The 14,891-nt window shown below is 71.5% G+C and carries 13 protein-coding genes; 4 read left to right on the top strand and 9 right to left on the bottom strand.

Features of this window, described 5'->3' with window-relative positions; translation table 11 throughout:
- Positions 1 to 3 precede the first annotated feature (3 nt).
- Positions 4 to 888 carry an ABC transporter permease gene (locus SS2_RS13680; protein WP_066465067.1) on the bottom strand — a complete coding sequence of 295 codons (885 nt, stop codon included), beginning with the start codon at positions 886 to 888 and terminating at the stop codon, positions 4 to 6.
- Positions 885 to 2,396: a quaternary amine ABC transporter ATP-binding protein gene (locus tag SS2_RS13675; protein ID WP_245643581.1), complete on the bottom strand. Its 1,512-nt coding sequence runs from the start codon at positions 2,394 to 2,396 to the stop codon at positions 885 to 887. The genes SS2_RS13680 and SS2_RS13675 overlap by 4 nt, the downstream gene beginning before the upstream one ends.
- 606 nt (positions 2,397 to 3,002) lie before the next feature.
- Between SS2_RS13675 and ahcY the strand changes: the two genes are divergently transcribed.
- The 3 genes from ahcY to SS2_RS13660 all read left to right on the top strand — a co-directional run bounded on the left by ahcY (position 3,003) and on the right by SS2_RS13660 (position 6,766).
- On the top strand, positions 3,003 to 4,511 hold the full coding sequence (gene ahcY, locus SS2_RS13670) for an adenosylhomocysteinase (RefSeq protein ID WP_066465065.1): 1,509 nt from the start codon (positions 3,003 to 3,005) through the stop codon (positions 4,509 to 4,511).
- A gap of 167 nt (positions 4,512 to 4,678) precedes the next feature.
- The gene (locus SS2_RS13665) at positions 4,679 to 6,094 is read left to right on the top strand and encodes a sensor histidine kinase (RefSeq protein ID WP_245643580.1); all 1,416 of its coding nucleotides are present in this window, start codon (positions 4,679 to 4,681) and stop codon (positions 6,092 to 6,094) included.
- Positions 6,095 to 6,109: 15 nt separating this feature from the next.
- Positions 6,110 to 6,766: a response regulator gene (locus SS2_RS13660; RefSeq protein ID WP_066465064.1), complete on the top strand. Its 657-nt coding sequence runs from the start codon at positions 6,110 to 6,112 to the stop codon at positions 6,764 to 6,766.
- Between the two features lie 65 nt (positions 6,767 to 6,831).
- Here SS2_RS13660 and SS2_RS13655 read toward each other — a convergent pair whose 3' ends face one another.
- Complete coding sequence (locus tag SS2_RS13655; RefSeq protein ID WP_066465796.1) at positions 6,832 to 7,650, bottom strand: RDD family protein; 819 nt, start codon at positions 7,648 to 7,650, stop codon at positions 6,832 to 6,834.
- 62 nt (positions 7,651 to 7,712) lie between these two features.
- Here SS2_RS13655 and SS2_RS13650 point away from each other — a divergent pair, with 62 nt between their 5' ends.
- The gene (locus SS2_RS13650; RefSeq protein WP_066465060.1) at positions 7,713 to 8,702 is read left to right on the top strand and encodes a stage II sporulation protein M; all 990 of its coding nucleotides are present in this window, start codon (positions 7,713 to 7,715) and stop codon (positions 8,700 to 8,702) included.
- A gap of 242 nt (positions 8,703 to 8,944) precedes the next feature.
- Here SS2_RS13650 and SS2_RS18155 read toward each other — a convergent pair whose 3' ends face one another.
- From SS2_RS18155 to SS2_RS13625, 6 genes are read right to left on the bottom strand one after another with little or no spacing between them, the layout of a single operon-like run.
- Positions 8,945 to 9,070 carry a hypothetical protein gene (locus SS2_RS18155; protein WP_281178690.1) on the bottom strand — a complete coding sequence of 42 codons (126 nt, stop codon included), beginning with the start codon at positions 9,068 to 9,070 and terminating at the stop codon, positions 8,945 to 8,947.
- Positions 9,070 to 10,362 (bottom strand): DUF58 domain-containing protein, encoded by a 1,293-nt coding sequence (locus tag SS2_RS13645; RefSeq protein ID WP_066465058.1) that lies wholly within the window; start codon positions 10,360 to 10,362, stop codon positions 9,070 to 9,072. Before SS2_RS13645 ends, SS2_RS18155 begins: the two co-directional genes overlap by 1 nt.
- 16 nt (positions 10,363 to 10,378) lie before the next feature.
- On the bottom strand, positions 10,379 to 11,365 hold the full coding sequence (locus SS2_RS13640) for an AAA family ATPase (RefSeq protein ID WP_066465795.1): 987 nt from the start codon (positions 11,363 to 11,365) through the stop codon (positions 10,379 to 10,381).
- A gap of 47 nt (positions 11,366 to 11,412) precedes the next feature.
- On the bottom strand, positions 11,413 to 12,717 hold the full coding sequence (locus SS2_RS13635; protein WP_066465056.1) for a DUF4350 domain-containing protein: 1,305 nt from the start codon (positions 12,715 to 12,717) through the stop codon (positions 11,413 to 11,415).
- On the bottom strand, positions 12,714 to 13,403 hold the full coding sequence (locus SS2_RS13630; RefSeq protein ID WP_083942245.1) for a DUF4129 domain-containing protein: 690 nt from the start codon (positions 13,401 to 13,403) through the stop codon (positions 12,714 to 12,716). Before SS2_RS13630 ends, SS2_RS13635 begins: the two co-directional genes overlap by 4 nt.
- Positions 13,400 to 14,794: a hypothetical protein gene (locus SS2_RS13625; RefSeq protein WP_157607345.1), complete on the bottom strand. Its 1,395-nt coding sequence runs from the start codon at positions 14,792 to 14,794 to the stop codon at positions 13,400 to 13,402. The genes SS2_RS13630 and SS2_RS13625 overlap by 4 nt, the downstream gene beginning before the upstream one ends.
- Between the last annotated feature and the right edge of the window lie 97 nt (positions 14,795 to 14,891).

Below are 14,891 nucleotides of genomic sequence, written 5' to 3'. Positions count from 1 at the left end.
TGGTCAGACCGAGGCCGCTGAGAGCGCCTTGGAGACGGGGGCGCGCGCTGCCAGGGCAGACGTCACGCGGTCGAGGAACATCGCCAGGACGACGACGGACAGGCCGGCTTCGAAGCCGAGCGAGATGTTGACGCGCTGGAGCGAGGCGATGACGTCACGGCCCAGGCCGGGCGCGCCGACCAAGCCAGCCATGACCACCATGGAGAGCGAGAGCATGATGACCTGGTTGACGCCGGCCATGATGGTCGGCATCGCCAGCGGGAGCTGGATCTGGCGCATGATGCGTCCGTCGGTGGCACCGAAGGCGTGGCCGGCCTCGACCACCTCCTTGTCGACGCCGCGGATGCCCAGCTCGGTGAAGCGGACGCCCGGGGCGAGGGCGAAGATCACCGTCGCGACGATCCCGGGGACCACACCGGTGAGGAAGATGACCACCATGGGGATGAGGTAGACGAAGGCTGGCATCGTCTGCATGAAGTCGAGGATCGGCCGCAGGACGGACGAGACCACGTCGTTGCGCGCAGCCCAGATGCCCAGCGGGATCCCGATGGCCAGCGCGATGACGCTGGCGAGGATGACGAGGGCGAGGGTGTCCATCGCGTTGGTCCACTGACCGACGACGTCGATGACGACGAAGCCGACGAGGGTGCCGAGGCCCAGCTTCCAGCCCTTGGCCCAGAAGGCCAGGGCCGCCAGCACGAGCGCCACGACCCAGAAGGGCGGGCTCGACAGGACGACGTCGATCTGGTCGTAGCACCACACGAGGATGGTCTTGAGCTGGTCGAAGAACCACCCGAAGGTCGCCGTCACCCAGTCGATGAAGGACTCGACCCAGTCGCCGAGGGCGATGCGGGGCAGGCCTGATGTGGTGGCTGCTGCGGTGATCACGGGCGTGCTCCTGTCGTCGGCTCGGTCGGGTCGGCCGGGGGTGTCGGGTCTGCGGTCTCGAGCGGTCGCGGGTCGTCCGTCGGCGCGGCGAGGTGCAGTCCGAGGGCGGGCTCGACAGAGTCCACGGACTCCTTGGAGTCCACGGTGTCCTCAGTGCCCTCGGAGGAGGTCTCTTCGAGCTGCGGGGGAACCATCGCCTCGAGCAGCACGACGCGGGGGATGACCCCCACGAGGCGGCCGTCGGCGTCGGTCACGGGCACCGGCAGCGGAGACTCCGCAGCCGGGGCGAAGATCTCTGAGAGCGAGGTGTCCTGCGTGACGGCGGTGACGTCGTCGCGCACCAGGCTTTCGAGGGAGGTGGTGCCAGCGCGCAGGGCGGCGACCACCTCGGAGTCGTAGACGACGCCGCGCAGACGGCGCGAGCGGTCCACGACGTAGGCGGCCGACACCTGCGCGTCGCGCATGGTGCGCGAGGCGCCACGCGGACCGGCGGAGAGGGGCACCACGGCAGCAGGCCTGTTCATGAGCGAGGCTGCGGTGAGCACCCGGGTGCGGTCGACGTCGGCGACGAACTGCGCCACGTAGTCGTTGGCCGGGTCGGAGAGGATCTCTTCGCTCGTCCCGATCTGCACGATCTCACCGTCGCGCATGACGGCGATGCGGTCACCGAGGAACATGGCCTCGTTGAGGTCGTGGGTGATGAAGATGATGGTCTTGCCCAGCTTGTGCTGGATCTCGACGAGCTGCTCCTGCATCTCACGCCGGATGAGCGGGTCGAGGGCGGAGAAGGCCTCGTCCATGAGCAGCACCTCGGTGTCCGCGGCCAGGGCACGGGCCAGGCCCACGCGCTGACGCATCCCACCGGAGAGCTGAGAGGGCAGGTGGTCTTCCCAGCCGGCCAGGCCCACGAGGTCGAGGGCGGTCTGCGCCTTGGCGAGACGCTCGGCCTTGGCCATGCCCTGGATCTCCAGGGGGTAGGCGGCGTTGTCTCGCACCGTGCGGTGCGGGAGCAGCGCGAAGTGCTGGAAGACCATGCTCACGCTGCGCTGGCGGATGGCGCGCAGCTCCTTGGTGGAGACCTTGCTCAGGTCGGCGCCGCCGATCTGGACGCTGCCAGAGGTCGGCTTCCACAGCCCGTTGAGCATGCGGATGAGCGTGGACTTCCCTGATCCCGACAGGCCCATGATGACGAAGATCTCGCCACGGCCAACCGCGAAGCTGGCGTCGATGACTGCCGCTGTGCCGAGGTGCTTGACCGCGTCGCGGCCCGCGCCCTGCTTGAGCTGGCGGACGGCCTCGTTCGGCCGGCGACCGAAGACCTTGTAGACGTTGTCGACCTGGACGACGACCGACGTGGTGCCGTCGGTGCCGACGGCACCGTTCGCGGCGGTCGCGCTGTCACGGTCGACGCCCGCTGCTGCGGGCACGTCCTCCACGACTGCTGCGGATCCTGCGGATGCTGCGTCAAGCTGTGCGCGCTCGTCGGCGCGCTGCGGTCCTGCTGTCACTGGTTCCCCGTTCGCGTGTCCGTGCCAGCCCCAGGCGGGGGGCACGGTGCGGCCTGCGAAGCGTCACGACCCGCACCTGGGGGTGCGGTGGTCACCTCATGAGGCGACGCGCAGCAGACTGGCTGCTGCGCCGCTGAGCGTCGGAGATCGGGCCTGGCGTGGGTAATGCCCACACGGCTCACACGACTCTGACGACTTCTCGCAGGCCGATCGTTTCCATGATCGGTCTTGTCCACCATGCCTCATTGCAGCCCGAATTTCTACCGGCGTGAGGCGAAACAGGGTGTCAACGAGGCCAAGTCTTTACCTGCAACGGCGCTGTCTACCAGCGATTTTGCCAGTAATTGAATTGTTACCCATTCGTGATCAATAACGTGGTGGCGAGGAGAAAAGGAGCGACCGGGCCGGTAAGAATGTGTTTCCGGTCACGGCAAGAATGTGAGCGAGGTCATGAAATAACCCGGCTGCACCCCGCGTCGTCGGCCCGCCGTCGGCCCGCCGTCGGCCCGTCAGACCCCGCCCCCGACCGACGACCGGACACCCTTACCCGCGCTGGCCTGCCCGAGTAGGCTGAGGTGACCCCAACCGCGCCAATCTCGGAGCACCATGTCGACGTCCAGCTTCAGCGAGTCCCCCGGCCACTACAAGGTCCGCGACCTCTCCCTCGCGGAGGCGGGACGCCACCAGATCCGTCTCGCCGAGCACGAGATGCCCGGACTCATGGCGCTGCGCGCCGAGTACGGCGAGGCCCAGCCGCTGGCCGGTGCCCGCATCGCCGGGTCCATCCACATGACCGTGCAGACCGCAGTGCTCATCGAGACCCTCACCGCCCTGGGCGCGAAGGTGCGCTGGGCCTCCTGCAACATCTTCTCCACCCAGGACGAGGCTGCCGCGGCGGTCGTCGTGGGCGTCGACGGCACCCCCGAGGCCCCCGCCGGCGTGCCGGTCTTCGCCTGGAAGGGCGAGTCCCTCGAGGAGTACTGGGAGTGCACCGAGCAGATCCTGCTCTGGCCCCAGGACGAGGACGGCGAGTACGCCGGCCCCAACATGATCCTCGACGACGGCGGCGACGCCACCCTCCTGGTGCACAACGGTCTCGCCTACGAGCGCGTGGGCGCTGTCCCGCCCGACACGGTCCCCGGGGAGCCTGACCACTCCGAGGAGGCCAACGTGGTGCACGCGCTGCTGCGTCGCGTGCTCCAGGAGGACCCGCTGCGCTGGACCACGATCGGGGAGAACATCCTCGGCGTCACCGAGGAGACCACCACCGGCGTCCACCGCCTGTACCAGCTCGCCGAGGCGGGCCAACTCCTGTTCCCCGCGATCAACGTCAACGACTCGGTCACCAAGAGCAAGTTCGACAACAAGTACGGCATCCGCCACTCCCTGCCCGACGGCATCAACCGTGCCACCGACGTGCTCATGGGCGGCAAGGTGGCCTTCGTGGCCGGCTACGGCGACGTCGGCAAGGGCGCCGCGGAGGCGCTGCGCGGCCAGGGCGCGCGTGTCATCGTCTCCGAGATCGACCCGATCTGCGCCCTGCAGGCGGCGATGGACGGCTACCAGGTCGCCCGCATCGAGGACGTGCTCGACGAGGCCGACTTCTTCATCACCACGACCGGCAACAAGGATGTCATCACCGCCGCGCACCTGTCGGCGATGAAGAACAAGGCCATCGTCGGCAACATCGGTCACTTCGACAACGAGATCGACATGGCCGGCCTGGCCCAGGTCCCCGGCGTCACCCGCACCGAGATCAAGCCGCAGGTCCACGAGTGGACCTTCACCGAGGGGGAGAACCCCGGGCGCTCGATCATCGTGCTGTCGGAGGGGCGTCTGCTCAACCTCGGCAACGCGACCGGCCACCCGTCCTTCGTCATGAGCAACTCCTTCGCCAACCAGGTGATCGGGCAGATCGAGGTCTTCACCAAGGCTGGCACCGACGAGGAGTACCCCGTCGCGGTGCACCGTCTGCCGAAGGTCCTCGACGAGAAGGTCGCCCGCCTGCACCTGGACGCCCTGGGCGTGCGCATGACGACCCTCACCCCGTCCCAGGCCGACTACCTGGGCATCGACCCGGCCGGACCGTACAAGGCCGAGCACTACCGCTACTGAGCCCACCCGGCTCTCCAGCCGCCGCCCCGCCCGTCGTCTCGTCCTGCCAGGACGAGACGACGGGCGGCGGCGTCTGACCTGTCCTCGCCCTCGGGCGGGGATTCCCCTGGTCACGCGACGCGCGACCCCGTAGACCGGACAGCCCCGCACCCTCGACGATGGATGCCATGTTGACGAGCACCGAGCCCAGCGCAGCCAGCGCGGCCAGCCCAGCGGGCTCCGCCGCCCCGGTGGGTCCGTCCACCCCGGCCGGCGCAGCGGTCCCGCCGTTGGAGCGGGTCGGCTTCTGGCGCGGTCCCTTCGCGACCCGGTCGTGGCGCGAGTTCGGCTACATCGTCCTGGCGCTGCCCTGGTCGCTCGTCGGCCTCGTGTACTTCGTCATGATGATCTCCCTCACCGTCGGTCTCCTCATCACGGTGGTCGGCGGCACCGGGGTCCTGGCCATCATGGTGGTGGGCGCGCGGGGCATGACCGGCATCGACCGCGGGCTGGCCCGCGGACTTCTCCGGTCACCGATCGACAGCCCCACCCCCTTCCGCCGGCGTCCCGGATTCTGGGGTGCGGTGTGGTCGATGATCTCCGACGGCGCGGGGTGGCGAGCGATCGCCTACATGGTCATCCAGTTCCCGCTGTCGCTGGTCACCTTCGCCGTTGCGGTGACGTTCATCGCAGTGCCCCTCGGCGCGATGACGCACTGGGCCTGGGGACGCTACCTGCCCACCCAGGAGGGTGCGGACGGCCTCCTGCACAACGGCTCCCAGATCGTCGAGGGCGTCTTCATCGACACCCCGCTGCGCAACCTCGGGATGGCCCTGGTCGGACTGTTCCTGCTCTTCGTGGGCACCGCGGTGGTCCGCGGCGTCGCGCACCTGCATCGCATGCTGGCCAGCGCGCTGCTCGGGCCGACCTCCGCGAGCCTGCGCGTGGCGCGCCTGGAGCAGTCCCGCGGCCGCGCCGTGGAGGACGCCGACTCGACCCTGCGCCGGATCGAGCGAGACCTGCACGACGGCACCCAGGCCCGCCTGGTGGCCATCGCCATGCAGCTCGGCGAGGCGAAGGAGCAGGCGGTCGCCAGCGAGGCGGGGCCCGAGCTCACCCAGCTCATCGCCGACGCCCATGCCGCCACCAAGGACACCCTCGTCGAGCTGCGTGAGCTCGCGCGGGGCATCCACCCCCCGGCGCTGGACAACGGCCTCGCGGTGGCGCTGGAGACCCTCGCCGCGCGCAGCCCGCTGCCGGTCACCGTGGACATCGACCTGCCCGGCCCACCCGCCCCGCGCCCGGCCGAGGCGATCGAGACCATCGCCTACTTCTGCGTCACCGAGCTGCTCACCAACACCATCAAGCACGCCAACGCCACCGGCATGTACATCGTGGTCGAGGCGCGCGAGGGCGCGCTGTCCCTGCGGGTGAGCGACGACGGCATCGGCGGCGCCGTGATCCTCGTGCCCGACGTCGACGGTCACCACTCCGGCCTGGCCGGACTCGCCGAGCGGGTCGGGTCGGTCGACGGGGGCTTTGTCATCTCCAGCCCGGCCGGTGGCCCCACACTGGTGACCATCACCCTTCCTATGCACGTCTAGCGTCGAGAGGACCCCATGCGACTGCTCATTGCCGAGGACTCGGTCATCCTGCGCGACGGTCTCGTCGCCCTGCTCACCAGGCGCGGGCACGACGTCGTCGGCGCGGTCGGTGACGGTGAGGCGCTGTGCGCGGAGCTCGCTGCGCTGGCGCCCGAGCGCCGCCCCGACGTGGTCATCATCGACATCCGGATGCCGCCGACCTTCACCGACGAGGGACTGCACGCAGCCCTGACCATCCGGGCGCAGGACCCGAGCCAAGGCGTGCTGCTGTTCTCCCAGTACGTGGAGACCCGCTTCGCGGCCCAACTGCTCACCGGGGACGCCCGCGGGGTGGGGTACCTGCTCAAGGACCGGGTCGCCGACGTCTCAGACTTCCTCGACGCCCTCGAGCGCATCGCCGCCGGTCACACCGTGCTCGACCCCGAGGTGGTCACCCAGCTCATGGGCGCAGCGCACGACGACGACGGCCTCGCCCGGCTCAGCCCGCGCGAGCGCCAGGTGCTCGAGCTCATGGCCCAGGGACGGTCGAACTCCGCGATCGCCGAGCTCCTCGTGCTGTCCTACGGGGCGGTGGAGAAGAACGTCTCGTCCATCTTCACCAAGCTCGACCTGCCCCAGGACGCCGGCGACCACCGACGCGTCCTCGCGGTGCTGCGGATGCTCAACGCCTGAGCCGGACCGGGCCGGGTCGTCCACCCGCGTCCCGCTCGCCCGCCCGTGCGCGGGGAGCGATCCGCTCAGGTGGTGGGGTCGGGGATGCTGTACGGCAGGCGGCGGACCATCTCCGACTGCTCCTGCGCGACGGCGCGGGCACGCTGGGCGGCGTACCACTCACGGGTGCGCCGTTCGGCGAGCACCGCCATGAGGAACATCTCGGTCGGGGTGCCCGGCGGCGGTCCCGGGGCGATGAACTGCTCGAGCCGCCCGGCCAGGTCGCGACCCACCCGCACCCGCGACGCGGCGTGCATCCGCGGTGCCCGGGCGAGGAACTGCCGGGTGGCCAGCGCCAGACCGTCAGGCAGACGCCGCATGTCCGCCGCGGCCGCCCACGCTGCCAGCGGAGGGGGCATGACCACCGGGACGGAGGCGGTGCCGCCGCCCCGGACCCGGATCGCGTACGTGCCGGCGAGCATGTCGCCCACCCGCTTGCCCTTGGTGTTGGTCAACGAGGCGAAGAGGGCCACGGTGCCCGCCGTCAGCCACAGCTCCCCGACGCCCACCAGGGCGCGGATGAAGGAGTGACGCAGCCGCACCGGGCCCGCGTCGTCGCGCACGATGCGGATGCCGGTCGCGAGCTTGCCCAGGGACCGCCCCCGGGTCAGGGTCTCCACGGTCGTGGGGATGACGACCATGACCAGGACCATCACCGCGATGATGACCGCGGGGGCCACGTTCTCCCCGCTCACGTCGAAGCTGCCGGTCACCAGGAGCAGCAGCGCGACGAGCACCACGACCTGCACCGTGATGTCCAGCGCCGACCCGAGCATGCGGGTGGCGAAGGATGCCGGGCGCGCATCGATGATGACGCCTTCGCCGATGACGACGCCGTCGTCCATGCGACCCTCCAAGCCCTCGATGTGCACGCCGCGGACCGACGTTCTATGGCAGGGTATCGTCCGTGGACCTCGACGCCTTCGCAGACGTGCATTCCCACGAGTGGGCGCGCCTGAAAGAGCTGAGCACGCGGCGCCGGATCAGCGGCGCGGAGGCCGACGAGCTCGTCCGCCTCTACCAGGCTGTGGCGACCCACCTGTCGACCATCCGGTCCTCCGCCCCGGACCCGGTGCTCATCTCCCAGCTCTCCCAGACCCTCAACCGCGCCCGCACGACCATCGCGGGGGCCCACGAGCCCGCCTGGCGCGACGTCCAGCGCTATCTGCTGGTGTCACTGCCTGCGGCTCTGTTCCGGCTGCGCTGGTGGATCAACGCCGTGACGCTGGGGTGCGTGGTCCTGGCGGTGATCGCCGGGGTGTGGGTGGCCACGACGCCGCAGGGCCTGGCCGCCGTCGGGCCGCCGAGCTTCCGCGAGGAGTACGTCACCAACGCCTTCGCCTCCTACTACGACCCCGGCGCCGGCTTCGCCGCGGTGGTGTGGACCAACAACGCCTGGATCGCCGCGCAGTGCGTCGCCTTCGGCATCTCGGGCATCTGGCCGGTGTTCGTGCTCGTGCAGAACGCGGTGAGCGTGGGGGCTATCGGCGGGATGATGGCCCACTACGGGGAGCTCGGGATGTTCCTCAAGCTCATCGCCCCGCACGGGCTGCTCGAGCTGACCTCGATCTTCGTGGCCGGCGCGGCCGGGCTGAAGATCTTCTGGACCCTCGTCGACCCCGGTCCGCGCCCGCGCTCTCGCGCCCTGGCCGAGGACGGCCGTGCCCTGTTCACCGTGGCCGGCGGGCTCGTCCTGACCCTCGCGGTGTCAGGTCTCATCGAGGGGTTCGTCACCGGCTCGGACCTGCCGTGGTGGCTCAAGATCGTCATCGGAGCCCTCGCGCTCGCGGCCTTCTGGGTCTACGTCATCGTGCTGGGCCGCCGCGCCGTCGCCGAGGGCGAGACCGGAGATCTCGACGCCGACCTCGCCGGCGCCACCCGCCCGGTCGCGGCATGACCCACCGCCCTCGTCCCTGACCCGCCCGGCACTCGTGCCCCCCGAGCTCGTGAGCCCCCGAGCTCGTGAGTCACCCCTCGAGCTCGTGACCCAGCCCGCGAACTCGTGAGTCCGGTCGGCGGATGGCAGCGCAGCGGGCCCTGGTGCACGAGTTCGACGAACGGTTCACGAGTTCGGCGAACGGTTCACGAGGTGGGCGAGGGGTTCATGGGTGGAGCGAGGGGCGGTGGACGGGCAGGGGGTCAGGCGGTCAGGAGGAGGAAGAGGACCGGGGCCACGACAGCCAGCACCATCGCGATGATCACGAAGAGCGCGATCCGGCGGTTGCGGCGTTCACGGGACGGGGTTCGCTGGATCGTGGGACGCATTAGAGCCTTCCTGCGGCTTTGAGTGAGAGATACATGTCAGCCAGCCGCGGCGCGAGATCGTCCGGCAGTGCCGAGACGACCTCGACTCCACGACGGCTCAGCACCATTGTCGCCGCAATCCGCTCGAGCTCGGTACGGGCGGCCGCCGCCGCGTCGAAGACCTCCGACGCCGTCTCGCGTTGCGCGGCCAGCTCGGCCTCGTCCGGGTCGGCCACCGAGGCCAGCACCACCTGGTGCACCGAGCTCAGCTGCTCGACCACGGGCAGCAACCCGGTCTCCAAGGCCGCCGGCTCCGCGGTGGACAGCAGCACCACGAGGGCGCGCTGGGACAGGCGCTCACGGACCAGTCCCACGAGGGCGGGCCAGTCCGTCTCCAGCAGCGCTGGTTCGAGGGGAGCCATCGCGTCGGCGAGAGCTGGCAGCAGCCGTGGCCCGGCCGCACCAGCGACCCGGGCACGCAGCGTCCGGTCGAAGGCGATGAGCTCGACGCGGTCCCCGGCCTTGGCGGCCAGCGCGCCCAGCAGCAGCGCGGCCTCGATGCTCGCGTCCAGGCGAGGCTCGTCCCCGATCCGCGCCGCGGAGGTCCGGGCGGTGTCCACGACGATGAGCACCCGGCGGTCACGCTCGGGACGCCAGGTCCGCACCACCATCTCGGTGCGCCGGGCCGAGGCCCGCCAGTCGATGGACCGGACATCGTCGCCGATGACGTACTCGCGCAAGGAGTCGAACTCGGTCCCCTCCCCGCGGATCTGCACCGCGGCCTGGCCGTCGAGCTCGCGCAACCGGGCGAGCCGGCTGGGCAGGTGCTTGCGGGCGGCGAACTCCGGCAGCACCCGCAGCACACCCGGGACGGGGATGGACGCCTGACGCCCGGCGACACCGAGCGGCCCGAGAGTCCGCACGGTGACCCGGTCAGCGCGGCGGTCCCCCCGGCGCGTGGGCACCAGCTCGGTGGTCAGGCGCCGGGACTCACCCGGCGGGATGGACACCCGGTGCCGGTTGGCGAGCGCCCCGGCCGAGGGCACCCACGCGTCGCGCACCAGACCGGTGACGGTGCGCCGCGACTCGTTGGTGACCACGAGCACTGACTGGGCGCGCTCGGTCAGGCGGACCGTGCGGGGCACGGTCCGCTGGATCGCGAGGAGGCGCGGCGACGCGGCGAGCAGCGCGTCGCCGCCGGCGACGACCGCGACGGCGACGGTCCACACGAGGACCATCCCCAGGTCACCGGACAGCAGGACCGGGACGATGCCGAGCGCGGTGAGCACCACCGCGCGCCAGGTGAGGACCATGGGACAGCCAGGCCGCTCAGCGGGGGACGGGGACGGAGGCGAGCACGGTGTTGAGGACGCCCTCGGCGCTGACGCCCTCGAGCTCGGCCTCGGGGCGCAGCTGCACCCGGTGCCGCAGCGTGGGGTGCGCGAGCGCCTTGACGTCATCGGGGGTGACAAAGGTGCGTCCGGACAGCCATGCCCACGCGCGCGAGGTCGCCAGCAGCGCGGTCGCACCACGCGGGGACACACCCAGGGACAGGGAGGGGGAGTGCCGCGTGGCCCGGCAGACGTCGACGATGTAGCCGAGCACCTCCCGGGAGACCTGCACCTGGGCGACCTCGGCCCGGGCCTGCTCCAGGTCGGCGACGGTGGCGACGGGACGCACCCCGGCCGCGCCCAGGTCGCGCGGGTTGAAGCCGGCCGCGTGCCGGGCGATGACCTCGATCTCCTGGTCGCGCTCGGGCAGCGGGAGCAGCACCTTGAGCAGGAACCGGTCGAGCTGGGCCTCCGGCAGCGGGTAGGTGCCCTCGTACTCGACGGGGTTCTGGGTGGCGATGACCAGGAACGGGTCGGGCAGCGGGCGGGGGGTGCCGTCCACGCTCACCTGACGCTCCTCCATCGCCTCCAGCAGCGAGGCCTGGGTCTTGGGGGGCGTGCGGTTGATCTCGTCGGCGAGCAGCAGGTTGGTGAAGACGGGGCCCTCGCGGAAGCTGAACTCCGAGGTCCGCGCGTCGTAGACGAGGGACCCGGTGATGTCTCCAGGCATGAGGTCCGGGGTGAACTGCACCCGTTTGGTGTCCAGCGCCAGGCTCGCGGCGAGGGTCCGTACGAGCAGCGTCTTGGCGACCCCGGGCACGCCCTCGAGCAGCACGTGCCCGCGGCACAGCAGTGCGATGAGCAGGCTCGTCACCGCGGCGTCCTGCCCGACGACGCCCTTGGCGACCTCGGTGCGCACGCCCGCCAGAGCGGCGCGCAGGTCGGCGCGGGGCGCGCCGGCCGAGGTGGGTGCCGGCTGGTGCAGGGCCCCGGCAGAGGCACCGGGGACAGGGCTGGTGGATTCAGATGTGCTCACGCGCGGTGAACCTCGCTCTCCAACTGGTCGAGATCGGTGGCCAGACGCGTCAGCTCGACGTCGCCGGAGGGTGGTGGGCCGTACAGCAGCGCACCGACCTGCTGGGCAGGTCGGCCGCTGGCCCGGGCGACGGCGTCGACGACGGCGTCCGCCCCGGCAGATCGTGGCACGCCCAGGCGCTGGGCCATGCGGTCGGCGGACCGGGCGCGCAGCGCGGCACCGGCATGGCCGTAGGCGCGCGAGCGCCGGTAGAGCCGCCCGCGACCACGCGTGGCCTCGGAGGCCTGCACGACGACGGGCAGGTCCTCGGTGACCAGCGGCCCCAGGCGTCGTCCCCGCCACAGCGCGGTGACCAGGACGAGCAGCAGCAGCTGGGCGCCGACCGCACCGGCCCACGGGGGCAGCATGCCGGCCAGGCCGGGGGGCTCGTCGCCGACCGGCGGCTGCTCGGGAAGCAACCACACCAGGCGGTCGGTCTGGCCGAGCATGCGCAGCCCGAGAGCGGCGTTGCCAGTCTCGGTGATCGAGCCGTTGGTCAGGGCCGTCGCGTCGTCGAGGGCCCGCACGGTCTGCCCGTCGGCGGCGCCGTCCAGGGGAGCGACGGCGTAGTGACCGACCGGCGGGCCGGCGGCGGTGGGCTGCAGGAAGCACAGCGTCGCAGAGGTGGAGTCCTCGCTCAGGCGGAAGCCGGACCCGTAGCTCGTGATCTCTGCGGCTGCCACGGCGTCGGGATCGGTGCACTGGGCGGTGGCGGCGCCCGCCGAGGTGGTGCCGGCGTGGGTGACCTGCGAGGTCGCGGCGGCGAGAAGATCCGCGCCGGGGGCCACGAGCACCACCTCGGCACCGGTCTCCAGCAGGGAGCGCGCCACGTCCTCGGCCATGCCGTAGTCGTTGGCGACGAGGAGGGTGGATCCCGGTCCGCTCGCCCCGATCGCCTCGGCGACCGAGGTCGTGTGCACCACCTCCACGCCGCGGTCCCCGAGGACCTGGGCGAGGGCCATGCCACCGTCGTCGGAGGGGTTGTCGGGGGCGAATCGCACGGTGGACGTCTGGGTCGTCAGCGACACCAGCACCGCGCCGGCCAGCAGGGTCGCTACCAGCGCGGCTGCCGGCCAGCGCCAGGAGCGCAGGCGCGCCCTGAACCGGGAGGCGGTCGTCGTGCCGTCGCCGCGGACGGTGGTGGTGGCGGCAGAGACCGAGGTGGTCGTGGTGGACGAGGCGGCAGAACGCGGCTCGGCCGGGGCCGGGGCCGGGGAGACCGGCGGGGGCGCCAGGTCCGGTGCCGCGTCGCGGGGGCTCATGAGCGCACCATCGCGGCGGAGGGCAGCGGGGCGGGGCGGGTGGCTGCGGCAGTCGCCTCCAGGGTCCGCATCTGCTCGTAGCTGGCGGCGTCGGCCGGACGCTTGCCGTAGTAGATCGCGTCGAAGGCGCTGGCTGCCCCGGCCAGGGTGGGAGCGAGGGAGGGCAGCCGCAGGCCGATGGTCACGGCGGCCTCGTGCGCCGTGCGCCCGGGGGCGGGATCGAGGATCGCCCGCTCCTCGCTGCGCCGGGCGAGCGCGCGGAAGGCGTCCAGGGTCGCGGCCGTGTAGTCGCCGCGGGAGGCTGCCTGGGCAGCGGCGGCGAGCAGGTCGTCTGCGGTGCGGGTGTCGTCCAGGCCGAGCACGGGCGCGTGGTGCGCACGCCGGGTGCGTCGCAGGGGACCGGACACGTACAGCGCCACAGCCGAGATCACGACGATGACCACGACGAGCACGGCCGCGACCCACGCACCGGAGAGGCCGAGGGCCGAGGTCCCGGCGAAGGTCTCCTGGAGCCACATGAGGAACCGCTCGAGCAGCGAGGGGCCCTGATGGTAGATCGGGTTGGTCAGCTCGTCCTGGAGCCACTCGCGTGCCGTCGGGGCGTCGGGGGTCACCGGCACCTCGCACCTCGCGCTCGCCGCCGTCACGGAGGCGAGCACGAGGGCGGCGGTCGCAGAGCTGCTCACACCGCCTCTGCCGCGGCTGCCAGCTCGACGTCCAGGCCCTCACGCCGCATCCGCACGTCGATGTAGAGCAGCGCGATGACCGAGGACAGGAAGGTGGTGGAGATCGTGGAGGCGAGGATCTGCGTCACGACGATGATCGCGACGCCGCCCAGGTGCGACGCGTAGTCACCAGGGTAGAAGATCTCCGCGATGAGCGACCCAGGCAGTGCCACCAGGCCCGAGACGATCGAGGTGATGATCGAGGAGAGCAGGTAGATGCCGAAGAGTCGCCAGAAGCTGCCCCGGCTGAGCAGCCACCCGCGGCGGATGGAGGCACCCAGACGCTGGCCCTCCAGGACGTAGGCCGCCGAGGTGAGCAGGAACCGCACCGTCAGCCAGATCGCGACGACGATGACCGCTGCCATGAGCACCAGCAGGGCGATCACGGCCAGCCCGTCCATGCCTGCCTGGGCCGCGCCGAAGGCCAGCAGACCGAAGACGGCGGAGACGACGAGGACCCCGATCGCCGGCAGCAGCGAGATCGCGATGAGTCCGAGGAGCTTGCCGCGCACCTGCTGCCACAGGTCGGAGACGCTGAACGGCTTGTTGATCACCGCGCGAGAGATCGCCACGATGAGCAGACCGGTGGTGATGATGGTGGCCAGGTACACCCCGATGCTGATGAAGACGGACTGGGAGAGCTGCCCACCGACGTTGGTCAGGCCCAGCTCGCCGTTCGGGTCCACGTCACCGACCCAGTCGTCCAACCACCGGTTGGTCGAGGGGGACAGCAGGTAGCTGAGGAGCGCCGGGATGATCGTGGCCACCGAGATGACCAGGCCGACGACGCCGAGCATGACCTTGGGGTTGGTGCGGATGGCCGCGAAGGCGCCGTCGTAGAGCTCACCCAGGCTCAGCGGTCGCAACGGGATGATGCCCGGTTTGGCGGCCATCGGGCGCCAACCCTGCCCGCCGAACCCGGCTGGTCCGCCGTACTGCGGCTGGCCGTACTGCGGTCCGCCGTACTGCGGCTGGCCGTAGCCGGGCTGGCCGTGCTGCGGGCCGTACCCCGGTTGCCCGTACCCCGGCTGGCCGTACTGCGGACCGTAGCCCGGCTGCCCGTAGCCGGGCTGCCCATACTGCGGCTGCCCATACTGCGGGTTCGCTGCCGGCTGGCCCGCGACGGGCGCAGGCCCGCCGCCAGGGGCGTACTGGCCGTACTTCGGCTGGCCGTAGCCGACGGACCCGGTCGGCTGGCCCCATCCGCCCGGTGCACCCGCAGCACCCGGGTCTGCCGGTGCGGCAGGGGGCGCGACGTCGGGCGTCGGCGTGGCGTCCTCGGACGGCACACCTCCCCCCGGAGGGGCGAACGGCGCAGGTCGTGGCTCTGGCGCGTCGTCGGGCGTCGTCATGGGTGCTGACCTCTTGTGTCGGGGACATGCTGACCTGCATCGGAAGATCATCCGGCGTGCCCATCGTGCCACGACCCGAGGCGTGAGGGGGAGATGG

The organism is Sanguibacter suarezii NBRC 16159, assembly GCF_001552735.1.
GTDB classification, from domain to species: Bacteria; Actinomycetota; Actinomycetes; order Actinomycetales; family Cellulomonadaceae; genus Sanguibacter; species Sanguibacter suarezii.
Note: the sequence above shows the minus strand (reverse complement) of the source record. Positions and strands in the feature narration are given on the sequence as shown.